Origin of the sequence: Pustulibacterium marinum, assembly GCF_900116665.1 — a bacterium.
In the GTDB taxonomy this organism is placed as follows: Bacteria; Bacteroidota; Bacteroidia; order Flavobacteriales; family Flavobacteriaceae; genus Pustulibacterium; species Pustulibacterium marinum.
On the sequence record NZ_FPBK01000001.1, the window covers coordinates 226,028 to 249,904 of the forward strand.

24 protein-coding genes are annotated in these 23,877 nt (G+C 35.8%); 15 read left to right on the plus strand and 9 right to left on the minus strand.

Features of this window, described 5'->3' with window-relative positions:
- Nucleotides 1-16 precede the first annotated feature (16 nt).
- The 6 genes from BM383_RS01075 to kduI all read right to left on the minus strand — a co-directional run bounded on the left by BM383_RS01075 (nucleotide 17) and on the right by kduI (nucleotide 6,380).
- Nucleotides 17-1,438, minus strand: coding sequence for an MFS transporter (locus BM383_RS01075; RefSeq protein WP_093021770.1), 1,422 nt, complete (start codon nucleotides 1,436-1,438; stop codon nucleotides 17-19).
- 164 nt (nucleotides 1,439-1,602) lie between these two features.
- Nucleotides 1,603-2,277 (minus strand): bifunctional 4-hydroxy-2-oxoglutarate aldolase/2-dehydro-3-deoxy-phosphogluconate aldolase, encoded by a 675-nt coding sequence (locus BM383_RS01080; RefSeq protein WP_093021773.1) that lies wholly within the window; start codon nucleotides 2,275-2,277, stop codon nucleotides 1,603-1,605.
- A gap of 4 nt (nucleotides 2,278-2,281) precedes the next feature.
- Nucleotides 2,282-3,292 (minus strand): sugar kinase, encoded by a 1,011-nt coding sequence (locus BM383_RS01085; RefSeq protein ID WP_093021776.1) that lies wholly within the window; start codon nucleotides 3,290-3,292, stop codon nucleotides 2,282-2,284.
- Nucleotides 3,293-3,302: 10 nt separating this feature from the next.
- Nucleotides 3,303-4,739: a glucuronate isomerase gene (gene uxaC / locus BM383_RS01090; protein WP_093021779.1), complete on the minus strand. Its 1,437-nt coding sequence runs from the start codon at nucleotides 4,737-4,739 to the stop codon at nucleotides 3,303-3,305.
- Nucleotides 4,740-4,745: 6 nt separating this feature from the next.
- Nucleotides 4,746-5,531, minus strand: a complete 786-nt coding sequence (locus BM383_RS01095) for a gluconate 5-dehydrogenase (protein ID WP_177229048.1) — start codon at nucleotides 5,529-5,531, stop codon at nucleotides 4,746-4,748.
- Nucleotides 5,532-5,543: 12 nt separating this feature from the next.
- Nucleotides 5,544-6,380, minus strand: coding sequence for a 5-dehydro-4-deoxy-D-glucuronate isomerase (kduI, locus tag BM383_RS01100; protein ID WP_093021785.1), 837 nt, complete (start codon nucleotides 6,378-6,380; stop codon nucleotides 5,544-5,546).
- A gap of 397 nt (nucleotides 6,381-6,777) precedes the next feature.
- On the opposite strand from kduI, the gene BM383_RS01105 reads away from it, so the two are divergent.
- Nucleotides 6,778-6,939, plus strand: coding sequence for a hypothetical protein (locus BM383_RS01105; RefSeq protein ID WP_245766501.1), 162 nt, complete (start codon nucleotides 6,778-6,780; stop codon nucleotides 6,937-6,939).
- Here the strand turns inward: BM383_RS01105 and BM383_RS01110 are convergent.
- The gene (locus BM383_RS01110) at nucleotides 6,936-7,529 is read right to left on the minus strand and encodes a riboflavin synthase (RefSeq protein WP_093021791.1); all 594 of its coding nucleotides are present in this window, start codon (nucleotides 7,527-7,529) and stop codon (nucleotides 6,936-6,938) included. The two genes, BM383_RS01105 and BM383_RS01110, sit on opposite strands and share 4 nt — an antisense overlap.
- A gap of 115 nt (nucleotides 7,530-7,644) precedes the next feature.
- Between BM383_RS01110 and pdxA the strand changes: the two genes are divergently transcribed.
- From pdxA to BM383_RS01170, 12 genes are all read left to right on the plus strand, one after another.
- Nucleotides 7,645-8,682 (plus strand): 4-hydroxythreonine-4-phosphate dehydrogenase PdxA, encoded by a 1,038-nt coding sequence (gene pdxA / locus BM383_RS01115; protein WP_093021794.1) that lies wholly within the window; start codon nucleotides 7,645-7,647, stop codon nucleotides 8,680-8,682.
- Nucleotides 8,683-8,762: 80 nt separating this feature from the next.
- Nucleotides 8,763-9,302, plus strand: a complete 540-nt coding sequence (locus BM383_RS01120; protein ID WP_093021797.1) for a YceD family protein — start codon at nucleotides 8,763-8,765, stop codon at nucleotides 9,300-9,302.
- Between the two features lie 9 nt (nucleotides 9,303-9,311).
- The gene (gene rpmF, locus BM383_RS01125) at nucleotides 9,312-9,509 is read left to right on the plus strand and encodes a 50S ribosomal protein L32 (RefSeq protein ID WP_093021800.1); all 198 of its coding nucleotides are present in this window, start codon (nucleotides 9,312-9,314) and stop codon (nucleotides 9,507-9,509) included.
- Between the two features lie 169 nt (nucleotides 9,510-9,678).
- The gene (locus tag BM383_RS01130) at nucleotides 9,679-10,674 is read left to right on the plus strand and encodes a beta-ketoacyl-ACP synthase III (protein WP_093021803.1); all 996 of its coding nucleotides are present in this window, start codon (nucleotides 9,679-9,681) and stop codon (nucleotides 10,672-10,674) included.
- Between the two features lie 17 nt (nucleotides 10,675-10,691).
- Nucleotides 10,692-11,171 carry an acetyl-CoA carboxylase biotin carboxyl carrier protein gene (accB, locus tag BM383_RS01135; protein ID WP_093021805.1) on the plus strand — a complete coding sequence of 160 codons (480 nt, stop codon included), beginning with the start codon at nucleotides 10,692-10,694 and terminating at the stop codon, nucleotides 11,169-11,171.
- An 88-nt stretch (nucleotides 11,172-11,259) separates the two neighbouring features.
- Nucleotides 11,260-12,612, plus strand: a complete 1,353-nt coding sequence (gene accC, locus BM383_RS01140; protein ID WP_093021808.1) for an acetyl-CoA carboxylase biotin carboxylase subunit — start codon at nucleotides 11,260-11,262, stop codon at nucleotides 12,610-12,612.
- An 82-nt stretch (nucleotides 12,613-12,694) separates the two neighbouring features.
- Nucleotides 12,695-13,369, plus strand: coding sequence for a hypothetical protein (locus BM383_RS01145; protein WP_093021811.1), 675 nt, complete (start codon nucleotides 12,695-12,697; stop codon nucleotides 13,367-13,369).
- 15 nt (nucleotides 13,370-13,384) lie between these two features.
- On the plus strand, nucleotides 13,385-15,247 hold the full coding sequence (locus BM383_RS01150; protein ID WP_093021814.1) for a hypothetical protein: 1,863 nt from the start codon (nucleotides 13,385-13,387) through the stop codon (nucleotides 15,245-15,247).
- Between the two features lie 3 nt (nucleotides 15,248-15,250).
- Complete coding sequence (locus BM383_RS01155) at nucleotides 15,251-16,555, plus strand: hypothetical protein (protein ID WP_093021817.1); 1,305 nt, start codon at nucleotides 15,251-15,253, stop codon at nucleotides 16,553-16,555.
- Nucleotides 16,556-16,621: 66 nt separating this feature from the next.
- Nucleotides 16,622-17,758 carry an NAD(P)/FAD-dependent oxidoreductase gene (locus BM383_RS01160; protein ID WP_093021820.1) on the plus strand — a complete coding sequence of 379 codons (1,137 nt, stop codon included), beginning with the start codon at nucleotides 16,622-16,624 and terminating at the stop codon, nucleotides 17,756-17,758.
- On the plus strand, nucleotides 17,742-18,455 hold the full coding sequence (gene mtgA / locus BM383_RS01165) for a monofunctional biosynthetic peptidoglycan transglycosylase (protein ID WP_093021823.1): 714 nt from the start codon (nucleotides 17,742-17,744) through the stop codon (nucleotides 18,453-18,455). The genes BM383_RS01160 and mtgA overlap by 17 nt, the downstream gene beginning before the upstream one ends.
- Nucleotides 18,436-18,894 (plus strand): hypothetical protein, encoded by a 459-nt coding sequence (locus tag BM383_RS01170; RefSeq protein WP_093021826.1) that lies wholly within the window; start codon nucleotides 18,436-18,438, stop codon nucleotides 18,892-18,894. Before mtgA ends, BM383_RS01170 begins: the two co-directional genes overlap by 20 nt.
- Here the strand turns inward: BM383_RS01170 and BM383_RS01175 are convergent.
- Complete coding sequence (locus BM383_RS01175; RefSeq protein ID WP_093021829.1) at nucleotides 18,884-19,819, minus strand: ABC transporter ATP-binding protein; 936 nt, start codon at nucleotides 19,817-19,819, stop codon at nucleotides 18,884-18,886. The two genes, BM383_RS01170 and BM383_RS01175, sit on opposite strands and share 11 nt — an antisense overlap.
- Before the next feature lie 77 nt (nucleotides 19,820-19,896).
- Here BM383_RS01175 and BM383_RS01180 point away from each other — a divergent pair, with 77 nt between their 5' ends.
- Nucleotides 19,897-20,829: a M28 family metallopeptidase gene (locus BM383_RS01180; RefSeq protein ID WP_093021832.1), complete on the plus strand. Its 933-nt coding sequence runs from the start codon at nucleotides 19,897-19,899 to the stop codon at nucleotides 20,827-20,829.
- A gap of 55 nt (nucleotides 20,830-20,884) precedes the next feature.
- Here BM383_RS01180 and BM383_RS01185 read toward each other — a convergent pair whose 3' ends face one another.
- The gene (locus BM383_RS01185; protein ID WP_093021836.1) at nucleotides 20,885-23,029 is read right to left on the minus strand and encodes a prolyl oligopeptidase family serine peptidase; all 2,145 of its coding nucleotides are present in this window, start codon (nucleotides 23,027-23,029) and stop codon (nucleotides 20,885-20,887) included.
- Nucleotides 23,030-23,249: 220 nt separating this feature from the next.
- On the opposite strand from BM383_RS01185, the gene BM383_RS01190 reads away from it, so the two are divergent.
- Nucleotides 23,250-23,834 carry a hypothetical protein gene (locus BM383_RS01190; RefSeq protein ID WP_093021838.1) on the plus strand — a complete coding sequence of 195 codons (585 nt, stop codon included), beginning with the start codon at nucleotides 23,250-23,252 and terminating at the stop codon, nucleotides 23,832-23,834.
- Nucleotides 23,835-23,877: the final 43 nt, after the last annotated feature.

Below are 23,877 nucleotides of genomic sequence, written 5' to 3' on the forward strand. Positions count from 1 at the left end.
TAATGAGTTGTTAAGTTTATAGGTTTTTTACCGGTTCATATTTTGGCAATAACATTCGCATGGCAATCCACGCAATCATGTATGCTACGGCACAAACTCCAAACACGATAAAATATCCTGATTCTTCTCCTTGGAAGCCCATAAATTTCATTTGAGTTTCTTTACTGTAATCAAACAACATTCCCGACCCTTTATTGATAAAGAAAGATCCAATACCGCCTGCAAGTCCACCAATTCCCGTGACGGTTGCAATGGCTTTTCTTGGAAATAAATCACCCACAATGGAGAAAATATTGGCAGACCATGACTGGTGCGCAGCACCTGCAATTCCAATAATTACCACAGGAATCCAATAGGTTATACGACCGAGAGGTTGTGCCAATAATGTTAGCAATGGGAATAATGCAAAAATGAACATTGATTTTAAACGCGCATCATACGGATGCTTCCCTTTTTCTACGAAATAACTAGGTAACCAACCACCAATAATAGCAAGTAAAGTAATAGCATACAGAATGAATAGTGGAATTGCAGATTCTGTGGAGTCCATTCCGTAGATTGAGCTTAAATATGCAGGTGTCCAGAATAAGAAAAACCACCAAACACCATCGGTCATAAATTTACCTACTAGAAATACCCAGGTTTGTTTGTACCCAAAGCATTTAAAAATATTTACGTTTCGTTTTTTTCCATCTGTAGACGGAACATCCATGTCGTTGTCTTGTTGAATATAGGCTAGTTCTTCTTCCGAAACTCTTTTATGTTTTTCGGGTTTATCATATAAGAACAACCAAACTCCCATCCAAACAAAACCTAACGCACCAATGATGATGAATGACATTTCCCAACCATACGCTTCTGCAATAAAAGGAATGGATAGCGGAGCACCCAAAGCTCCTACAGTTGCGCCGGCATTAAAAATACTTGTAGCTAAGGCACGGTCTTTTTTAGGAAAATATTCAGCGGTAGTTTTGATGGCAGCCGGAAAGTTACCTGCTTCACCAAAAGCTAGTACGAGCCTTGCAAAAATAAAGAAGGTTACACTGGCGCTTACAACCATACCTGTATTACTGGCCATTTCAATGGCTTCTTTGGCACCAGAGAAACTCAATGTCCAGGTGTCGGTTACGTAACCTGCTGTGAAAATTCCTGAAAAAGCATGTAAACAAGCACCAGCAGACCAAATTCCGATAGCCCAAAGGAATCCTTTTTTGGTATCGAGCCAATCAATTAACGGACCCGCAACCAGCATGCTTACTGCATAAAATATAGAGAAAAGTGCGGTTACATTTCCGTAATCGTTGTTTGTCCAATTAAATTCAGGAGCAATAAAATCTTTCCAGGTTAGTGATAATACCTGTCTGTCCATGTAGTTGATTGTGGTTGCCACAAATAGCATTGTACAGATATACCACCGAAAGTTTGTTTTTGTTTTCATAAGCTGTTATTAGTTTTCTCTCAAACGTTATCGCTTTATAAAGTCAGAGATGTTATTAGTTGTTGTTTTTTCTGCTCTTATAATATTTCAATTAACGAAATCGTTTTAGTCTTTTTTAAGAAGACTAGCTTGGGAGTTTTGGTTTGGTATGGTAAACACAGGCTTTATTGAGCAAGCCTGTGTGTTTTAATCATTTCTAATGCTTCTGAAACTTTTGTTTGAAGCGTAGTATAATCTTTATGTGTAATAATGTCTTTGGTGATCAATTGCGATCCCATTCCTACACAGGTAACACCGGCACTAAACCAGGTTTCAATGCTTTCTTTGGTTGGAGAAACACCGCCTGTAGGCATAATTTTGGTCCAAGGACATGGACCTTTAATGGCTTTTACAAAATCGGCTCCATAGGTTCCACCGGGGAACAGTTTTACTACTTCACAACCTAACGCTTCTGCGGTAGCAATTTCGGTAAGGGTAGCACAACCCGGAGACCACAATACTTTTCTACGGTTACAAACAATTGCAATGTCTTCTCTAAAAACAGGCGTTACAATAAAGCTGGCGCCCATTTGCATATATAAAGAAGCTGCTGCGGCATCGGTTACAGAACCTACGCCTAGCATTAAATCGGGACATTCTGTAGCGCAGAATTTAGCTAGTTGAGCAAAAACTTCATGAGCAAAAGCTCCTCTGGCAGTAGACTCGAATAAACGTGCACCACCATCATAACAAGCTTTTACTACGTTTTGCATCACATCGATATCTGAATGATAAAACAAGGGAACCAATCCGGTTGCTTCCATTTGTAATGCTACTTCAATTCTTGAAAATGTTTTCATTTTATTATCGTTGAACGCGGCCGGATAAATCTCCGCCCATTAAATTTTCTACTTCTTTTTTCGAAACCAAATTGGCATCACCATAAATCGTGTGTTTTAAACAAGAGGCAGCGACTGCAAATTCCAGCGCATTTTTGTCGTCATAGGTATTTAATCCGTAGATCAAAGCACCCATAAAACTATCGCCGGCTCCAATTCTGTCTACAATATTGGTAATATCATAGGTGGTAGATTCGTGCATTTCTTTGCCGTCATACAAAACAGCCGACCATGTATTGTGCGATGCACTGATATCACCACGGTTGGTGATGGCTACTTTTTGAATGCTTCCGAATTGTTTTACCAACAAATCACACAGGGATTGCATTTTTTCTTTTTCGGTAGTTCCTTCCGGAACGATGTTGAAATATTGTTCTGAAGCATATTCTCCTGCTAAAACCACATGACATTTGCTTACCATAGGCGTCATAATTTCGCTAGGCGATTTCCCATAGTTCCATAAATTGGCTCTGTAGTTGAAGTCTGTAGAAACGGTTAATCCCATTTCGTTGGCAACATCAATAGCTTCCATACAAACATCGGCAGCATCTTGCGAAACGCCAGGCGTAATGCCAGACCAGTGAAACCAATTGGCATCTTTGAAAACTTCTTTCCAATCAATCATTCCTTTTTTAATGGTTGAAAAGGAAGAAAAAGCTCTGTCGTACACAATTTTGCTTCCTCTTAAGGCAGCTCCTTTTTCAAGGAAATACAATCCTAAACGATCACCACCCATTGGAATAAAATTAGTGCCAACACTATGTTTTTTCATTTCCATAATGGCACTTTCTCCCAAATCGTTTTCGGGTAATCGAGTGATGAATTCTACCGGAAGTCCAAATTTGGCAATGCTGGTGAGCACATTCAATTCGCTTCCGCCAAAATCGGCATTGAAATTATTTACTTGTGAAAATTTGAGACAATCTTTGGTAGAAAGTCTTAATAATAGTTCGCCTAATCCAACAATTTTCTTCATGTGTTGCTGCTTAAGAGATTACTGCTTCTTTTTTGGCTGTTACCGGAAAATTGAAATAGTCTTTTGCATTGTTATAGGAGATGTCCTGAACAATTTTTCCAATCCAATCCATATCTGTTGGTAATTCACCTTTTTGCATTTCTTCACCAAACAAGTTACAAATAACTCTTCTAAAATACTCATGGCGTGGGAACGATAAGAAACTTCTGGAATCTGTTAGCATTCCAATAAAACAGCTAATCAATCCCATGTTTGACAAAGCATTTACTTGTTTGATGATTCCGTCTTTTTGATCTAAAAACCACCAACCTGAACCAAATTGTACTTTTCCTTTGACACTTCCGTCATTGAAATTACCAATCATGGTAGCTAAGACTTCATTGTCGGCCGGATTCAAATTGTACAAAATTGTTTTGGTAAGCTTGTCTTTCGTATCCAGCGTATCTAAGAATTTAGATAGATTTTCTGCTTGAGGATAATCGCCAATAGAATCCCAACCGGTATCTGGGCCTAATTGCGATAACATACGTTTGTTGTTGTTACGCAAAGCACCTAAGTGGAATTGTTGCACCCAACCAAACTCGTGATAGGTTTCGGCTAAGAACAATAAAATAGCAGTTTGGAATTTATGTGATTCTGAAGTTTCTAAAGTTTTGCCGTCTAATCTTTTGGTAAAAATGGCAGCTACTTCAGCTTCTGTAAAGTTTTCAAACGGAATGTAATTCAAACCATGGTCTGATAATTTACAACCGTTTTTATGGAAATATTCAATACGTTTTCTAAGAACGTTTTTAAGATCGTCAAAAGTTGAAATTTCAACATCGGCAGCCTCACCTAATTGCTTCAGATAATCTGTGTAAGTTTCTGCGTCAATCAGAATAGATTTATCAGGTCTAAACGAAGTGCTCATGTATAATGAAGCATCTTGATTAGCGGCAAATTGTTGGTGATATTGTAACGTATCTGTAGGATCTTCGGTAGTACAAACCGTTTCTACATTCATTTGCGACAATAAGCCCAAACAACTGTTTTCTGGTTGATTTAATTGTGCCGAAGCATTTTCAAAAATAGCATCTGCTGAATTTTCATTCAATAAATCGGTAATTCCAAAATAGCGCGCTAATTCTAAATGCGTCCAGTGAAACAACGGATTTCTCACTGTGTACGGAACTGTTTTTGCCCAGTTTTGAAATTTTTCTTGATCGCTGGCATTTCCGGTAATGAATTTTTCGTTTACACCAAGTGTACGCATGGCTCTCCACTTATAATGATCGCCATAGATCCAAACTTTGGAGATGTTCTCAAATTGAGTGTTGTTCGCAATGTCGTTAGGTGTTAAATGACAGTGATAATCTATAATAGGCATTTTGCTAGCATAGTTGTGGTATAGCTCTTCGGCATATTTGTTTTGCAGCAAAAAATTATCGTGTATAAATGGTTTGCTCATGGCTTTTTAATTTTCGTTACTTGGTTTACCGATAGTGGCTAAAATTCCACCATCTACATATATAATTTGCCCGTTTACAAAGTCACTTGCTTTAGAGGCAAGAAAAACGGCTGTTCCTTGTAAATCTTCAGGATCTCCCCAACGACCGGCAGGAGTTCTGCCTACAATAAAGTCGTTAAACGGATGCCCATTATGGCGAATAGGAGCGGTTTGCGAAGTTGCAAAATAACCCGGTCCAATACCATTTACTTGGATATTGTGTTTAGCCCATTCGGTAGCTAAATTTCTGGTTAGCATTTTTAATCCGCCTTTGGCAGCAGCATAGGCCGAAACCGTGTTTCTACCCAATTCGCTCATCATAGAACAAATGTTGATGATTTTACCTTCTTTGCGTTCAATCATTTTACGACCTACTAATTGCGCCATAATGAAAGCTCCGGTAATGTCTACATCTAACACTCTTCTGAATTCTGATATTTCCATATCTTCTGCCGGAACTCTTTTGATGATTCCTGCGTTGTTCACCAAAATATCAATAGCACCAATAGTGGATTCTATTTCGGCTACTTTTTCTGCAGCCAATTTTTCGTCGGTCACATCAAAAATAAAACCTGAAGCTTTGTAGCCTTTGCTTTTATAATGAGCTAACGCATCTTCTAGTTTGGAAGGCGTTGTACTGGTGATAATCAATTCGGCACCGGCATTTGCCAAACCTTCGGCCATGGCCATTCCAAGCCCGTGCGTTCCTCCGGTGATTAATGCTTTTTTATTTTCTAGACTGAATAAATTCATAATAATATGAGATTAAAGAAGTTCATCTGGAGCACAGAAATCCATATCTCCATAGTCTAAATTTTCACCGGCCATTCCCCAGATAAAGGCATAGTTAGAAGTACCGCAACCTGAGTGAATAGACCACTCCGGAGACAATACTGCCTGATGGCTTTTCATAAAAATGTGTCTGGTATTGTCTGGTTGTCCCATAAAGTGAGAAATGGTTTGTCCTTCTTCCAAATCAAAATAGAAATAGGCTTCCATTCTTCTGCTGTGTGTATGAGCTGGCATGGTATTCCAAACATTGCCTGGAAGTAACTCGGTTAATCCCATTTGTAATTGACAAGTTTCCACAATGCTGTTTACCAATAATTTATTTAAGATTCTTTTGTTAGCATATTTTTCTTCACCAAGTTGAATTACTTCCGCATCTTCTTTACCCACTTTTTTGTTAGGATATTTATGATGCGCAGGAGCAGAGTTGATGTAGAATAAAGGTTGTTCGCCGTCTACAGCTTCAAAAATTACTTCTTTAGATTCTTTCCCAACATACAAAGCTTCTTTTTTAGAAAGCTCATATACTTCACCGTCAACGGTAACTTTTCCTTTTCCACCAACGTTGATAACGCCTAATTCACGTCTGTCTAAAAAGTTTTCAGATTTTAAATATGGAATCGTTTCTAGTTTTAAAGCTTTGGAAACTGGCATAGCACCTCCAACGATATAGCGATCGTACATAGAATAGGTAAGGTTGATATCGTCTTCTGAAAAGATTTTTTCAATAAGAAAATGTTCTCTCAATTCTTCTGTGCTGTACATTTCTGCATCTTGAGGATGTGATGCATATCTAAATTCGTGATTTATCATGATGTAATTTTTAATGTAATCGATTACACAAATATAAAATGTTTTTTCGGAAATCCTAGAGAATATTGCTATAATGAAAAAAAAGAAACTTTATTTTTATGATATTCTATGTTTTATCTGTTTAAAATAAACAAATTAGAATGCAATAAAACCAAAATCATCATGAAACCGTATATCTAACTTTAGGAGCTTATTTTTGAAAAAATAAAAATTTAAATTGAAAGTATTTTTGTATATCGTCGTGTTTTTGTGTAGTTGAAAGATTTTTTTAATTATTTAATATGGAATTTTTTTGAGGTATTATTTATTCTATAAATTTGTTTTAGTTATTAGTATTATGAAAAGAAGTTTTACTATTATTATTTTTCTAGCTTTCGCATTGGTAAATGTATCAATGTTGTTTGCTCAAAACCCACCACCTCCGGGTCTTGGTGATGGAGATGGTGGAGGAGGAGCTCCGCCACCACCGGGTTTACCTGTAGATGGTTACCTGTTGCCAGTCGCTCTATTGGCTGTCGTTTATGGTGTATACAAATTGAATAAGCGCTCAGTTGCTTAGACATATTTGTATTCATTTAATTTAGCTATATATTTCCCCAAAACATCGAATTCTAAATTTACAATAGAGCCTTCTTGAAAGGTCTTAAATATGGTATGCTCATAAGTATATGGTATTATGGCTACTGTAAATTCATTCTTTTTAGCGTTTATTACCGTTAAGCTAGTTCCACTTACGGTTATAGATCCTTTTTCGATGGTTATATTTTTTAAAGAAGGATCATAATTGAAAGTGAAAAATGTACTTCCATCAGCTTCTTCAATTTTAGTACAAGTTGCCGTTTGGTCTACATGACCTTGAACAATATGACCATCTAAACGATCTCCAAGTTTCATAGCTCTTTCAAGATTTACTAGATCCCCTTTTTTTAATAATCCCAAGTTGGTTTTGTCTAAAGTTTCTTTGATGGCTGTTACTGTGTAATTGTCACCATTAATAGCAACAACTGTAAGACAAACGCCATTATGAGCAACGCTTTGATCTATTTTTAATTCTGAAGAAATGCTAGATTGCATGGTAATATGTAGGTTACTTTGCTCTTTTTCAGTAGAAACCACAATTCCTAATTCTTCTACAATTCCCGTGAACATGTTATAATATATTTAGTTAATTTTGTATACTGTAAATCGTACAATCATTTTACGTAAACAAAGGTAATAAATACTGTAAGTGGTTTTGATTTACAGGATGAAAAAGAAATAATTTATGAGCGATAAAATTATAAGAGTAGGAATTTCAATTGGGGATTTAAATGGAATAGGAATAGAAGTAATTCTTAAGACATTTGAAGATGCTCGTATGATGGAGTTTTGTACGCCTGTTATTTTCGGTGCGACAAAAACTTTTTCCTACCAAAAGAAAATATTTAAATTAAATACCAATTTTGTAGGGGTTTCATCCGCTGCAGAAGCTGTAGATGGTAAACTGAATATTGTTAATCTTATTAAAGATGTTCCAAATGTTGAATTTGGAAAAGAAACGAAAGCTGGCGGAACTGTGGCTTTGCAATCTTTACAAGCAGCAACAGAAGCTTTGAAAAAAGGAGAGGTAGATGTTTTAGTAACTGCACCTATAAATAAGTACAACATTCAAACCGAAGAATTTAAGTTCCCAGGACATACAGATTATTTGGCTACTCAATTGGAAGGAGATAGTTTAATGTTTATGGTTTCTGATGGATTGCGTATCGGTTTGTTAACAGATCATGTAGCTGTAAAAGATATTGCAGAGCATATTACTCCAGAATTAATCGAAAGAAAAATAGAAACCATTCATGAGTCATTACGAAAAGACTTTTCTATTCAAAAACCAAAAATTGCAATGCTAGGAATCAATCCGCATAGTGGTGATAATGGTGTAATAGGTAAAGAAGATGATGATGTGATGAAACCAACTATTCAAAAAATATTTGAAAGTGGTAAAATGGTTTTTGGTCCATACGCGGCAGATAGTTTCTTTGGTTCAGATAGTTACAAGCAGTTTGATGCAGTTGTTGCAGCCTATCATGATCAAGGATTAATTCCATTTAAAACACTATCTTTCGGAAAAGGAGTAAATTACACAGCAGGTCTTAGTAAAGTAAGAACATCACCAGATCATGGAACAGCCTATGGTATTGCTGGGAAGGGAGAAGCAGATCCTTCTTCATTTATAGAAGCATTATTTGCTGCAATTAAGATTTACAAAAACAGAGAAGAATATAAAACCCTAAGTGCAAATCCGTTAAAAAAATCAAACGGATAAAATATAAACAAAAAAATGTTGATAAGATTATCATCATAAATAAAAATTTATATCTTTGCACGCTCTAAACTGATGTTGAGATGGATAAGTTTAAGGAATACACTATTCCTTTTGTAGGTTTAAAAGAAGGAAAACACCAGTTTCAGTATCAAATTGATAATGAGTTCTTTGAATTGTTCGATTTTACTGAGTTTAATAGTGCAGCGGTCAACGTGGACATTACTTTAAATAAAAAAAGTACCATGTTAGAGTTGCAATTTAAATCAAAAGGGACCGTGAATGTAGACTGTGATTTGTCTAGCGAACCATTTGATTTGCCTATTAAAGGCGAAATTATGCTCGTAGTAAAATTTGGGGAAGAATTTAATGATGAAAACGAAGAGTTGTTAATCATTCCTCATGGAGAACATCAAATTAATGTAGCACAATATATGTATGAAATGATTGTGTTATCGGTACCCGCAAAACGAGTACATCCCGGGATTAAAGACGGGACATTATCATCTGATATATTGAAAAAGCTGGAGGAACTTCAGCCAAAAGAGAAAGACAAGAAAAACAATGATGAGGATATAGATCCTCGATGGAATACTTTAAAGAAATTATTAACGGATAAATAAGATTGAACGATGGCACATCCTAAAAGAAAGATATCTAAAACCAGAAGAGACAAGAGAAGAACGCACTACAAAGCGTCTGCTCCTCAAGTTGCAGTAGATCCTACTACAGGAGAAGCTCACTTATATCACAGAGCTCACTGGCATGAAGGAAAACTTTACTACAAAGGCCAAGTGTTAATTGATAACACAGAAGCAGAAGTAGCTTAAGTTAAAAGAAGGTATATATAGAACTCTCACAAACGTGAGAGTTTTTTTTGTCATACCCTTAAAATTGCAAAAACTGACCATTTTAAGACCATAATTCATGGATTTTTAGTAATTTCATTTAATTTTGCACCCGTTTTGCATCATTTTTTGAAACAAAAGAAATTAACGTATGAGTAATATAACAGCAGCCATTACCGCTGTAGGAGCTTACGTTCCGGAATACAGGTTAACCAATGAAATATTGGAAACCATGGTAGAAACCAATGATGAATGGATAACTACCAGAACCGGAATTAAAGAAAGAAGAATTTTAAAGGATGATACAAAAGGAACTTCTTTCATGGCTATCAAAGCCGCAGAAGACCTTATTGCAAAAAGAGGAATAACTCCAGAAGAAATAGATCTTATTATTGTAGCTACTGCTACTCCAGATATGCCTGTCGCTGCAACAGCTGCTTATGTTGCTTCAGAAATAGGTGCAAAAAATGCTTTTGCTTACGATCTTCAAGCGGCATGTTCAAGTTTTCTATACGGAATGTCCACTGCTGCCAGTTATATAGAATCGGGTAGATACAAAAAAGTATTATTAATTGGTGCAGATAAAATGTCATCAATTTTAGATTATACAGACCGTGCTACATGTATCATTTTTGGTGATGGTGCAGGAGCAGTCCTTTTTGAACCAAATTCTGAAAATTTAGGATTTGTAGATGAATATTTAAGAAGTGACGGAATCGGAAGAGAATTTCTAAAGATAGAAGCAGGTGGTTCTTTATTACCGCCTTCAGAAGAAACCGTAAAAAATAAGAAGCACTATGTTTTCCAAGATGGAAGAACAGTCTTCAAATTTGCAGTTTCTAATATGGCCGATGTTGCCGCCCAAATTATGACTAGAAATGAGCTTACCAAAGAAGATGTAACTTGGTTAGTTCCACATCAAGCCAACAAAAGAATCATTGATGCCACTGCGCATAGAATGGGGCTAGATGATGAAAAAGTAATGATGAACATTCATAAATACGGAAATACAACCTCTGCAACATTGCCATTGTTATTAAATGATTATGAAAAGCAACTAAAAAAAGGTGACAACCTAGTTTTTGCTGCTTTTGGTGGAGGATTTACTTGGGGGTCTATTTATTTAAAATGGGCTTATAATTCATAAACAAAAAAATCAAAATCATGGATATTAAGGATATTCAAAACTTAATCAAGTTCGTAGCCAAATCTGGTGCCAGTGAAGTAAAACTGGAAATGGAAGATGTAAAAATTACCATTAAAACTGGTTCAGATGATGCTAAAGAAACTACTGTAGTTCAACAAATTCCAATTAGCCAAGCATTGCCACAAGCTCCTGCTGCACAACCAGTAGCTCCAACTACTCCTGCTGCACCTGCAGAGCCAAAAGATGAAAATGCTAAATATATTACTGTAAAGTCACCAATCATTGGTACTTTCTATAGAAAACCATCTCCAGACAAACCTACTTTTGTTGAGGTTGGTTCTACAATTTCTACAGGTGATGTACTTTGTGTTATTGAAGCAATGAAACTTTTCAACGAAATTGAATCAGAAGTTTCTGGTAAAATTGTGAAAGTATTGGTAGATGATTCTTCACCAGTAGAATTTGATCAACCATTATTCTTGGTAGATCCATCATAAGAATTTTAAATGAAAACTAACTAAACGACTTCTCTAGGTCGTTTTTTTCACTTCAAAACTGATTAAAAACATTTAAAATTTCCCAACGATGTTCAAAAAAATATTAATCGCTAACAGAGGAGAAATCGCTTTACGAGTTATTAGAACTTGTAGAGAGATGGGTATAAAAACCGTAGCTGTATATTCTACAGCCGATGCAGAAAGTCTTCATGTTAGGTTTGCAGATGAGGCGGTTTGTATAGGACCGGCTCCAAGTAAAGAGTCATATTTAAAGATTCCTAATATTATTGCAGCTGCAGAAATTACAAATGCAGATGCTATTCACCCAGGGTATGGTTTCTTATCAGAAAATGCTAATTTCTCAAGAATTTGTTCAGAACACGGTATCAAATTTATTGGTGCTTCTGCAGAAATGATTGATAAAATGGGTGATAAAGCTACAGCAAAAGCTACGATGAAAGCTGCCGGAGTTCCAACAGTTCCAGGATCTGAAGGTATTCTTGAATCTTATGAAGAAGCAGAAAAGTTAGCTAAAGAAATGACCTATCCTGTAATGCTTAAAGCTACTGCTGGTGGTGGTGGTAAAGGTATGCGCGCCGTTTGGAAGCAAGAAGACCTTAAAAAAGCATGGGATAGTGCAAGACAAGAAGCAGCAGCATCTTTCGGTAACGATGGAATGTACATGGAAAAACTGATTGAGGAACCTCGCCATATAGAAATTCAGGTAGTAGGAGATCAATTTGGTAAAGCATGTCACTTATCAGAAAGAGATTGTTCTGTTCAGCGTCGTCACCAAAAATTAACAGAAGAAACTCCTTCGCCATTCATGACAGATGAGTTGCGCGAGAAAATGGGAGCAGCAGCTGTAAAAGCAGCAGAATATATTAGATATGAAGGTGCAGGTACCATAGAATTTTTAGTAGATAAGCATAGAAATTTCTACTTTATGGAAATGAACACTCGTATTCAGGTTGAACACCCAATTACAGAGCAAGTAATTGATTACGATTTAATTCGTGAGCAAATTTTAGTAGCTTCGGGTGTGCCAATTTCGGGTAAAAACTATTATCCAAAATTACATTCTATTGAGTGTAGAATTAATGCAGAAGATCCGTACAACGATTTTCGCCCTTCTCCAGGAAAAATTACTACACTACATGCTCCAGGAGGACATGGAGTTCGTTTAGATACACATGTTTATAGTGATTATATGATTCCACCGAATTATGATTCTATGATTGCTAAATTGATTACAACTGCACAAACAAGAGAAGAAGCTATCAATAAAATGAAGCGTGCTCTTGATGAGTTTGTGATAGAAGGTATCAAAACTACCATTCCTTTCCATAGACAATTAATGGATGAGCCGGATTATGTTGCCGGTAATTACACCACTAAGTTCATGGAAGATTTCGAAATGAAACCAAAGAAAGCAGAATAAATGAAAAGGCTCCTAATATAGGAGCCTTTTTTTATTACGTTTACGAGTAAATTTTTATATTTGGCATTCTACTACATTAGCTATGAAAATGATACTCGTTAAATTATTATCCCTTTTTATCCTATTGATCTCAACTTCTTCATGTTTTGAGGTTATTGAAGAAGTTTCCCTAAATAAAAACGGATCGGGTACCATTGAACTTACTTTAAACCTTAGTCAAAGTAAAACCAAGTTAGCATCTGTAATGTTGTTAGATAGTGTTAATGGTCATAAGATTCCTTCAAAAACTGATATAGAGAAGCATGTTTTAGACCTAGTAAATGACCTGAAATCTGCTCCGGGTTTATCCAATGTAAAGCATACTATAGATTTTGATAATTATATATTGAGCCTTCGTTGTGATTTTAAAAAAGTAGAAAACCTAAATAATTTTGCACAACAAGTTTGGGATAAACAAAAAGTTTCAGGCCAGTTTAAATCTTACAACTACGATGTGAGTAAAATGCTATTTCAGAGAAAATTTGATTTTGGAAACAAGCTAAAAGAATCTTACAGCAAGTTGAGTAAAGACGATAAAAATGTTTTTGATAACGCAAGCTATACATTAATCTATCGTTTTGAAAATCCTGTAAAGTCGTTCTCAAATAAGAATTCAAAACTTTCAAAATCAAAAAAGGCGTTGATGATGAAGCTCAATGCAAATAATTTTATTCAACAAAACGTAACAATAGAGAATACAATACAACTAATCCAATAGGGAAAAAACCACTTTATGAAAAAAATATTTTTACTACCTGCTTTATGTTTTTCGGTAACCATTTTTGCGCAAGATTTGGAAAAGAAAGTTCCGGAAGATGCAACTATTGTAGCTAGAGCAAATGGAGAAAATTTACTCGATTTAATGTCTGTTACAGAGCTAGACGAATCGATTCTTGGAAAATCACTTTTAGGCATGGTTCAAGAACAAGGAAGTTCTGAAAAACCATCATTAACAGATTTTGGTTTTAATATAGATGCTTCTTCATATTACTACATGAGCATGAATGATAGTGTATTTTATAATACGCTTATGATTCCAATTGCAGATGATGCAAAAATGGAAAAGTTCTTTACCAAAATTATGGGAAAGGAAATTGTTCAAGAACAAGAGTTCCACACGTTTGAAGGTACGCCCGATGCTCCTGTAATGGTTTGGGATAAAAAAACGTTGGTTTTGGTCTATCCAAGTTTGGCAGATGCTTATTTCAAAGAGCCAGCTGTAATGGAGAGATATGGGCTGACTGAAGAGAAGACCTTTGATTTTTCTAACTGGGGAGTTGAAGACGATTCGGAAGATGAAATGTATTATGAAGACGAAACTGGAGAAGAGTATACAATTCAACAGAATGGAGATACTATTAAGGTAGAAACTCCGGAAGAGGTTGAAATTCCACAGGAAATTCCTTCAGGACCATCAAATTATGAAATCAAAAACCAATTAGGATCTGCTTGGGCTTTTGATATGGCCAAGACTGTTTTAAGAACCAATCCTTCTTCCGATATTACTAAAAACAAAGCATACCGTAAGAATGTAGATGATGATGCGGTTCTTTCATTATTCGTTGGTAACTATGATATTTTCATGGAATCTGTTTTGAAAAATGCAGGTAGTTACAGTACTATGATGGGTATGATGAATTTTGGAAATTTATACAAAGATGCTGCTTCAACAACCAACTTATTCTTAAACGAAGATGAAATTGTTTTCGAAAGCATTAGTAATGTAAGTGATGAAATTGGTGATGTTTACAAAAAAGTTTTTGATAGAAAAGTGAACAACGACTTTGTAAATTATATCAATGAAGATAAGAGTATCGCTTTTTTCAGTTTTGCAATTAATACTGAAGAGGCATTGACAGAATATCCAAAATTAATGCAGAATATCTACAAGGACTTTCCTACCTATGGACAGGAAATGGATCTTGGTTTAGAAGCTTTTTCATTGCTTTTAGACGAAAAAGCTGTAGGAAATGTGATTAAAGGAGACTTTATGTTCCTCTTAAATGATTTTACGGAACAGGAAAGAACATTTACTACATATGATTATGATGAAGATTTTAATTATGTAGAAAAGGAAGAAACAAAGAAAGAGACTTTACCAGATTTTCTTTTGATGTTTTCTTCAGATGATACAAACCTGTTAAGTAAACTAGTAAATTATGGTACCGAGAAAGGTATAGTAAATCAAACAGAAAGTTATTACGAAATTATGATTCCAGAATCTCCAATGTCTATCTATTTTGCTATTAGAGAAGGGATTATTTTTCTAGGTACTTCTGCTTCAGATATGAAAGCAATTACTTCAGGAACATTCGTGGCAAAACTTTCTAAAGAACATGAAAAGTTGATTTTGAAAAACAAGTTTAGTGGTTTCTTTAATCCAAAAGTTTTAGCTGATAAAATTCCTGTAGAAGAAATGGGAGTTTCTACCATGAAAACAGCTTTATATTTCTTAGATAACCTAGGAGAAATTACCATGAAAGGCTCAAAGGTTTGTAAAAACAGAGTTAAAGGAGAAGTGGTAATAGAAATTCCTGAAGGTCACAAAAATGGGTTGAAATACTTATTTGATCTTGTTGAAAATATGAGAAAATAGTCTATGACTACATTTATAAAAGTTTTACAAAAAGCAGTTCTTGTTATGGCAGGGCTGCTTTTCGTGTTTTATATAATTCTTTGGTATCGTGACATGCGGTCATATCAAGATACAATACCTATAAACACAGCTTCGGTGGTTAAGGTCAACGTAGATGGAATGGCTTTAGAGCTCGTTTGGAATATGATTTGTCATCCTTCCTCATATTTGAACGAAAATGAAAAAACAAAAGATGAAGATGTTGAGTATGGAATTAATATACCCGCAAATCTTTTTATAAGTACCTTAAAAAATAAGAAATCAGATAGTTTTTTTACAATACTAAACGTAACCAATACTAGCTCTTTTTCAAACTATTTAGTTCAAGAATTGCATTTAAAAGAGATTGAATCCGGGGAGTCATATCAAATATTTCAGCATGAAAACACTAAGCTGAAGGTGGCTTTTAACAATGATAAGGCGGTTGTTTCCTATGCAAATTCGGGTGAGTCAGTAATGGATGTTTTTGAAAGTGTGCTCAATAAAAAAGAGTTTTTAAAATCAGATGATTTTTTAGGTAGAGTGAAATCTGTAAATGAAGATATAGCTTTTGTATCGCCAATACAAACGATTTCTTTTGATGTAAAGCCCGGTAAAATTGCTATTCAGTCATTGGATTCTGAAACGCCTAAAATGCCAAAAATTTTTAGAAAAGGAGAAAAGAATGCATTGTATTTAGAACTTCAGAAACTCACTTTTCACCAAAATGAAGAATGGAATATAAAAGGTGTTTCTTTGGCCACAGATAGTTTGCAAATGTATACAGAAGGATCTGTACAGCTAGCTGTAAACAATTCGGTTTCTCAAATAGATTCTATAATTACCTATGAGTACAATGACGATTTTGAGAAAGTGCCGGTCATGAGTACAACTCAAAAACAAGTGCCCAATATTCAAATACAGGTTAACGATACTTTAGGAAAAGTATTTTCTTATTTCAAGCGTACCGGTTTAGTGGAAGATAATCAATTAAATAAAGATATTTTCCCTTTATATAAACTTCACGCTACCAATGTTCCTGGCGGTGTTCATTTCTTCACTGGATCAGAAATTCATCAATCACAATGGTTGACAGATGCATCATATTTATATGTGAATTTTGATAAGATCACCAATTATGAAGATTTTTCATTTCTTAAAAAATATGTGGAAGAACTCAAGGATTTTGAAATGAGTTTTCAACTCTCAACTAAGGGTATTTCTCATCTCAATGGAAATATCTACTTCAAAAATGATTCGTACTATCCATTAAAAATTCTGTTAAAGTAAAATACTGATATTCAGTGAACTCATTATTTGTTTATCTTGAATAAGAAAAATAAAAAATTGAGCACTATGTTTAGTTATTGGGAATATAAAAACTGGATTACAGATATAGATTTTGCCATTGTAGGTAGCGGAATTGTTGGGTTAAATTGTGCTTTGGCGTTGCGTGAAAAGTATCCAAGCGCTTCCATACTCGTGTTAGAAAAAGGAGTTTTGCCGCAAGGTGCTAGTACCAAAAATGCCGGATTTGCTTGTTTTGGTAGTTTATCAGAGCTTTTAGATGATTTAAATACCCATGATGAAGACGAAATGGTTTCGTTGGTCAAACATCGTTGGGAAGGCCTGCAAGCGCTGCGTACTATTGTGGGCGATGACGCTATGGAATTTCAGCAATATGGAGGAAACGAAATTTTTTTGAAGGGAAATCCGGACTTCTATGAATCATGTTTAGAAGAGCGATCCAGAATTAATAAATTGTTACATCCACTTTTTCACCAAGATGTTTTTGAAGAAAAGGCCAATGATTTTCACTTTGGCCACATTCAAGATTACTACATCAGCAACACGCTGGAAGGTCAGCTAGACACCGGTAAAATGATGAATACGTTGTTAAAAAAGGCATATTCTTCAGGAATCAAGATCTTAAATAGTATTCAAGTAGAGGATTTTCAAGATTTGAATGGATCTGTTTCAGTACAAACAAATATGTTTGACTTAACCGTGAAAAAACTCTTCATAGCTACCAATGGATACGCAAGTGATTTGGGCATTACCGATGTAAAACCTGCAAGAGCACAGGTTTTGATAACAAAACCAATTGCCAATTTACCCGTGAAAGGAACTTTTCATATTGAAGAAGGATATTACTATTTCAGAAATGTAGGAGATCGAATATTATTTGGTGGAGGTAGACACTTAGATATTGAAGGCGAAACCACCACACATATTGCACAGTCATCAATAGTTCAGGAAAAATTGGAAGAAATGTTATCAGAAATAATTTTACCCGAATTTGATTATGAAATTGATATGCGTTGGAGCGGAATTATGGGTGTGGGACCTGCAAAAAGACCTATTGTAAAATCCATTTCTAATAACGTATTTTGTGGTGTTCGCCTAGGCGGTATGGGTATTTCTATAGGAACACTTGTAGGTCGTCAATTAGCCGAACTTGAACACGCCCTTGTACATGAAAAAATTATTTAAGTTTCTTTTTAAAATTATTCTTTGGTTTGTAGCCATCACAGTGATTTGGGTAGTTTTGCTACGCTTTGTTCCTGTATTTTATACGCCGTTAATGCTTATCAGAGCTTATGAAAATAGAGAGGATACAGGTTGGGAACTCAAACATGATTGGGTGCCTAGAAAGTATATTTCTCCAAATATGGAGTTGGCAGTGGTGTGTAGTGAAGATCAGAATTTTGTAACGCACAATGGTTTCGATTTTGGAGCTATTGAAAAGGCTATGAAGTTTAATGAGAATCATAAAACCAAAAAGCGCGGTGCTAGTACCATTAGTCAGCAAACGGCTAAAAACGTTTTTTTGTGGCCTGGAAGAAGCTGGGTTCGCAAAGGGTTTGAAGTGTATTTTACTTTTTTGATTGAGTTGATTTGGCCCAAAGAACGGATTATGGAAGTCTACCTCAATAGCATTGAAATGGGCAATGGGATTTTTGGGGTTGAAGAAGCTTCAAAATATTGGTTTACGAAACCTGCAAGCAAATTGTCTAAAGCAAATGCAGCAGCTTTGGCGGCAGTACTTCCAAATCCTAGAAAATACAGAGCCAATCCGCCAACACCTTATATTCAAAAAAGAATTGCCTGGACATTACAGCAAATGCGCTTTCATGGCGGTAAACTAGATTATACCAAGAAAAAGAAAGATGAAACATCTAAAAAGTGAGGTAATAGCGGCTTGTGAAGCTATTATTTCATCAAAATTAAAATCGGTTCAGGAAACGCTAGCCAATTTGCAAGAATCATTATTTTCTGAAACTAAAAGTACAGCGGGTGATAAGCACGAAACTGGCAGATCCATGGTGCAATTAGAAATGGAAAAGACTGGCGCCAAGGTACTAGAATTAGAAAAAGAATTAGCCGTTTTAGATCGAATTAAGAAACAGGAAAATCAACAACAAAAATTAGTACGGCTTGGCAGTTTGTTAGAAACATCCAATGGAATTTATTTTATTGCTGTGAGTCTTGGATTAGTGAAGATCGAAAACCATCAAGTGTTCGCTATTTCATCTGGAGCTCCTATTGCCAAAGAGTTTATAGGAAAAACAGCTGGAGAAACGGTTAGTTTTAGAAATACCTCAATCACAATCCAAACTATTTTTTAAGCTGAATTTGAATGTGTTCCGAAGTAATTTCTTCGGAAGATTTTAATGTGATTTTTTTGCCATTCAATTCTCCCAGCACTAAGTAATGATCACCTTGAAAATAACAACTTTTCACTAAAACTTGTACACCTCCACTAGCTACAATTTCTAATTGATGTGGGTAGCAAATAAGTTCATTTTTATCGGTGTCAAAGTCTTTTCCGTCCAATACATTTACATCGCCAAAAAGTGAAGCAACGTAAGCATTTGTTGGATTTTGATAGAGTACTTTTGGGTTTTCAAAAGTGAGTACTTCACCATCTTTCATCACTAAGGTTTTATCAGAAAACGGTAACGACTCTTCTTTGTCGTGTGTAGCAACCAAACATGTAATGTTGTGTTTTTTCAGATGTGCAAACAAGTTTCTGCGTAACGAGTTTTTCTGAAAACTATCAATATGGCTAAACGGTTCGTCTAGCAATAAAACTTCTGGTTCTACAGCAATGGCGCGTGCTAGCGCTACACGTTGCATTTGTCCGCCACTCAATAATTTTGCTTTTACGTTGGCAAATTCAGTCATTTCAACCATTTCTAACAACTCCTGAATACGTTGTTTTTTTTCCTCCGGATAGAAATTAGACAAGTGTTTTCCAATATTTTGTGCTACGGTAAGAAAGGGCATCAAATCAAAATCTTGTGCTAAATATTTCATATAATCCATGCCAGGTACCAAGTTGTAAGCTGGTCCAAGCACAGGAGTTTCATTATAGAAAATTTTACCTGCTTCCAAGTCAAACAGTCCATAAATGCAACGAAGCAAAGTACTTTTTCCGCAGCCACTTTCGCCCATAATGGCAATATGTTCTCCTTTTTCTACACGAAAGGAAACATCTTTCAGAATAGGTTTTTCGGCATAAGCAAAAGAAATATTTTCAATAGAAAGCATGTGCAAAATTTTTTCAAAGGTACAGATTCTATGACTCTCAATTCTTTCAATTCCCTTATATTTGAGAAAAATATAACATGAAGTTTTATTTTACTACACTTTTGTTTTGTGCTGCTTTTTCAGCCTTTGCACAGCAAGAAATTACAGTTCAAGAACTTAAAGATCATATTTCTTTTTTAGCTTCCGATGAAGAAGAGGGCCGTTTTCCAGGCACTATTGCCAATGAAGATGTGGTGCTGTATATAGATATGGATTTTCAAAAATCTGGTTTAGTACCTTTTGATGGAAATTTTCTTCAGGAGTTCAATGCAAAATTGAGGAAATCTGGTGAAGAAGTTTCAACTTGGAATATCATTGGATTTCTTCCGGGGAATGATGCTAAATTGAAAAATGAATTTATTGTACTGGGTGCGCATTACGATCATTTAGGAAAGGTAGGCGATAGTATTTTTCATGGGGCCGACGACAATGCGAGCGGAACGGCTGCACTTTTGGAAATTTCTGAAAAAGTGGCTACTCACAAATCTGAATTGAAACGAAGTGTCATTTTTGTTGCTTTTGGAGCTGAAGAGCAAGGATTATTGGGGAGTACATATTTTACAGAAAATCCACCGGTACCACTTTCAACCATTAAAGTGATGTTGAATATGGATATGGTTGGGCATTTAAATGATGAAAACCATGTATACATGGGTGGAGCTGCGAGTTTTCCCAACGGACAAGAACTCATGAAAAGTTTGGGAGCGCCCAATGGAATCAATCCTATTGTGATAGCCTATGATGTTGGAGGATCTGATCATGTTTCGTTTTTTAAGAAAGAGATTTCCGTTTTAGGTTTGCATACAGGTGGCCATGAAGATTATCATAAACCGACAGATACAGCCGATAAAATTCATTACGAAGGGGAAGTCAAAGTCTGTAATTATATTTACGATGCGCTCATGCATTTGGCAACAACCACTGATGACTTGTATTTTATTCCAGAGAAAAAAGAACAAACCGAAAATTAATAGAAAAGGCTTCAGAATTCTGAAGCCTTTTTCGTTGATGTATTTTGAGAATAGTTTATTCTGCTAACTTCACTGGAAGTTCCTTGTATCCCATGTTGTATAAAGTAAATCCAAAGATATCAGCATATTGCTCTATGGTTTTGCTAATTGGAGTTCCTGCACCGTGACCGGCATTGGTTTCAATTCTGATTAAAACCGGAGCTTCTCCAGCTTGTTTAGCTTGTAATTGTGCTGCAAATTTAAAACTGTGCGCAGGTACTACTCGGTCGTCATGATCTCCGGTAGTTACCAAAGTTGCAGGATATTTAGTGCCTTCTTTCACATTTTGAACAGGAGAATACCCTTTTAGATATTCAAACATTTCTTTGGAATCTTCTGCTGTTCCGTAATCGTAAGCCCATCCGGCTCCAGCAGTAAATGTGTGGTAACGCAACATATCCATTACTCCAACTGCTGGTAAAGCTACTTGCATTAAATCGGGTCTTTGAGTCATGGTTGCACCCACTAACAGTCCACCGTTAGAACCACCACGAATGGCTAAATAATCACTTGAAGTATACTTTTCATCAATTAGATATTCTGCAGCGGCAATAAAATCATCAAATACATTTTGTTTCTGCATTTTGGTACCGGCTACGTGCCATTTTTTACCGTATTCACCACCGCCACGTAAATTGGCAACGGCATACACACCGCCTTGCTCTAACCAAACCGCATTAGTTACGCTGAACGAAGGCGTTAAACTAATGTTGAATCCGCCATAACCATATAAGATGGTTGGATTTTTACCATTCAATTCTGTTCCCTTTTTGTAGGTAATCATCATCGGAACTTTGGTACCGTCTTTTGAAGTGTAAAATACTTGTTTCGATTCGTACGCATCACTATTGAAATCAATTTTAGGAGACCAATACAATTCTGAAGTTCCTTCAGCAATATCATACGTATAAATACTTGAAGGCGTGTTGTAGTTGGTAAAGGAATAATATAGCGTTGTTTCTTCTTTTTTAGCGCCAAATCCACCAGCAGTTCCTAATCCTGGTAATTCTACTTCTCTAACCAAGTTTCCATCATAATCATATTGTTTTACCTGATCGATGGCATCTTTCATGTACGAAGCAAAAAAGTAACCTCCGCCAGTTGAAGGACTCAAAGTGAATTCAGTTTCCGGAATAAAATCTTTCCAATTTTCAGGAGTTGGGTTCGCAGCATCTACAGTGACAATGCGTTTGTTAGGAGCGTCATAATCGGTAACAATAAACAATTTTGAACCTTCGTTTTCTATCACATAGCTATCGTTGTCTGCATTGTCAACCACAGTAATGATTTTTGAATTTGGTTGTGTCAAATCCTTTAAAAACAATTTGTTTCCGTAGGTAGAAACAGCTGCTGTGATGACTAAATATTTTTGATCTTCGGTAACGCTACCGCCAACATACCTGCTTTTTTCTGCATCGGTTGCACCAAAAATAACAGCATCTTCCGTTTGTGGTGTTCCTAATTTGTGATAATATAATTTGTGCTGATCGGTCTTTGCAGAAAGCTCGCTTCCGTCTGGTTTGTCGTAGCTCGAATAGAAGAATCCTTCAGTTCCTTTCCAAGAAACTCCAGAGAATTTAATATCGGTGAGAGTATCGCCCACTTGTTCTTTGGTTGCAGTGTTGAGCACAATTACTTTGCGCCAATCGCTTCCTCCTTCAGAAATAGAATACGCAGCCAAGCTACCATCTTTGGTAAAGCTTAATCCGGCTAGGGAAGTAGTGCCATCTTCAGCAAAAGTGTTGGGATCTAAAAAAATTTCTTCGTTTCCAGAAGCATCTTTTCTGTACAAAACCGATTGATTTTGCAAGCCATCATTTTTATAAAAATACGTATAATCGCCTCTTTCAAACGGAGCACTGATTTTCTCGTAATTCCATAATTTTTCAAGACGTTCCTTTAAGTCTTTTCTAAAAGGTATTTTATTTAAATAATCGAACGTTACGTTGTTTTCTTCTTTCACCCAAGCAGCGGTTTCATCGCTTCGGTCGTCTTCTAACCAACGATACGGATCTTCAACAGCAACACCAAAAAAAGTGTCGGTTACCACTTCTTTTTTTGTGGTAGGATATTCAATTTTCATAGCAGTTTCTTCTTTTTTCGAAGTTTCATTACAGGCAATGAGGCTTAAAATTAATGCCCCGTAACAAAGGTTTTTCATGAGTAATCAGTTTTCTCAAATATAAGTAATGAAATTCGTTTTGAGAGTATGATTGCAATATGAAAATTTAGAGTTGCTACTTAGAAATTTACTGCAATAATTTTTAGAAAACGTTGTAGAGATGATGTTTGTCATAGAATGCAATTGAAAATAAAAGTGCTTGTAATTAGCTGATTAAGGAGTGTTAATTTTGAAACTGTAAACGAAAATCAACAATAACATGAAAGGTCATCTGGTATTTTTAGTAGGTTTATTTTGTATGTTTTTTTCAAATGCGCAAGAAGAAAAAATAGAACATCATGCGCTTAAAAACTCGTTACGAGTAAGTGTGGGAATAGGTCACAGTTATATAAAAAAAGGAATAGACGGTGAAAACTATGGAATTTCAATGGCCACCTTTTATGCTGACGGAGATTATTGGTTTTCGAACAAATTTGCTGCTGGTTTGCAAACAGAAATTATTCTGGAGGATTTTCTTGTAGAGCACCATTCTGAAGATGAGCATATACAAAAACTGGAACGCTCAAACCCTATTGCGGTAGTTCCTGTAATGCTGTATACACCTATAAAAAATGTGATGCTGGTAGGCGGTTATGGCGTAGATTTTTGTGAAAATGAAACCTTTACTATGGTAAGAACCGGGATAGAATATGGAGTGCATTTTTCCAATGATTGGGAAGTAGGAACTTCACTTATCTACGATTTTAAAACTGATGCCTACGATGCTTGGGTTTTTGGCGTGGGCATTAGCAAATTTTTTAATTTTTCGTCTGACCATGCCCATGGATTGGCCAGTGCCGAATAGAAGAAAAGCCTTCGAAATTTACTTCCGAAGGCTTTTCCGTAAT

Excerpts from the sequence above, each read along its gene's own strand:
- BM383_RS01075 (WP_093021770.1), bottom strand. The coding sequence starts at position 1,438 with ATGAAAACAAAAACAAACTTTCGGTGGTATATCTGTACAATGCTATTT.
- BM383_RS01160 (WP_093021820.1), top strand. The coding sequence starts at position 16,622 with ATGTTTAGTTATTGGGAATATAAAAACTGGATTACAGATATAGATTTT.
- BM383_RS01120 (WP_093021797.1), top strand. The coding sequence starts at position 8,763 with ATGGATAAGTTTAAGGAATACACTATTCCTTTTGTAGGTTTAAAAGAA.
- accB (WP_093021805.1), top strand. The coding sequence starts at position 10,692 with ATGGATATTAAGGATATTCAAAACTTAATCAAGTTCGTAGCCAAATCT.
- BM383_RS01145 (WP_093021811.1), top strand. The coding sequence starts at position 12,695 with ATGAAAATGATACTCGTTAAATTATTATCCCTTTTTATCCTATTGATC.
- uxaC (WP_093021779.1), bottom strand. The coding sequence starts at position 4,739 with ATGAGCAAACCATTTATACACGATAATTTTTTGCTGCAAAACAAATAT.
- accC (WP_093021808.1), top strand. The coding sequence starts at position 11,260 with ATGTTCAAAAAAATATTAATCGCTAACAGAGGAGAAATCGCTTTACGA.
- BM383_RS01150 (WP_093021814.1), top strand. The coding sequence starts at position 13,385 with ATGAAAAAAATATTTTTACTACCTGCTTTATGTTTTTCGGTAACCATT.
- BM383_RS01155 (WP_093021817.1), top strand. The coding sequence starts at position 15,251 with ATGACTACATTTATAAAAGTTTTACAAAAAGCAGTTCTTGTTATGGCA.
- BM383_RS01170 (WP_093021826.1), top strand. The coding sequence starts at position 18,436 with ATGAAACATCTAAAAAGTGAGGTAATAGCGGCTTGTGAAGCTATTATT.
- kduI (WP_093021785.1), bottom strand. The coding sequence starts at position 6,380 with ATGATAAATCACGAATTTAGATATGCATCACATCCTCAAGATGCAGAA.
- BM383_RS01085 (WP_093021776.1), bottom strand. The coding sequence starts at position 3,292 with ATGAAGAAAATTGTTGGATTAGGCGAACTATTATTAAGACTTTCTACC.
- mtgA (WP_093021823.1), top strand. The coding sequence starts at position 17,742 with ATGAAAAAATTATTTAAGTTTCTTTTTAAAATTATTCTTTGGTTTGTA.
- BM383_RS01130 (WP_093021803.1), top strand. The coding sequence starts at position 9,679 with ATGAGTAATATAACAGCAGCCATTACCGCTGTAGGAGCTTACGTTCCG.
- BM383_RS01080 (WP_093021773.1), bottom strand. The coding sequence starts at position 2,277 with ATGAAAACATTTTCAAGAATTGAAGTAGCATTACAAATGGAAGCAACC.
- BM383_RS01110 (WP_093021791.1), bottom strand. The coding sequence starts at position 7,529 with ATGTTCACGGGAATTGTAGAAGAATTAGGAATTGTGGTTTCTACTGAA.
- BM383_RS01095 (WP_177229048.1), bottom strand. The coding sequence starts at position 5,531 with ATGAATTTATTCAGTCTAGAAAATAAAAAAGCATTAATCACCGGAGGA.
- BM383_RS01175 (WP_093021829.1), bottom strand. The coding sequence starts at position 19,819 with ATGCTTTCTATTGAAAATATTTCTTTTGCTTATGCCGAAAAACCTATT.
- rpmF (WP_093021800.1), top strand. The coding sequence starts at position 9,312 with ATGGCACATCCTAAAAGAAAGATATCTAAAACCAGAAGAGACAAGAGA.
- BM383_RS01180 (WP_093021832.1), top strand. The coding sequence starts at position 19,897 with ATGAAGTTTTATTTTACTACACTTTTGTTTTGTGCTGCTTTTTCAGCC.
- BM383_RS01190 (WP_093021838.1), top strand. The coding sequence starts at position 23,250 with ATGAAAGGTCATCTGGTATTTTTAGTAGGTTTATTTTGTATGTTTTTT.
- pdxA (WP_093021794.1), top strand. The coding sequence starts at position 7,645 with ATGAGCGATAAAATTATAAGAGTAGGAATTTCAATTGGGGATTTAAAT.
- BM383_RS01185 (WP_093021836.1), bottom strand. The coding sequence starts at position 23,029 with ATGAAAAACCTTTGTTACGGGGCATTAATTTTAAGCCTCATTGCCTGT.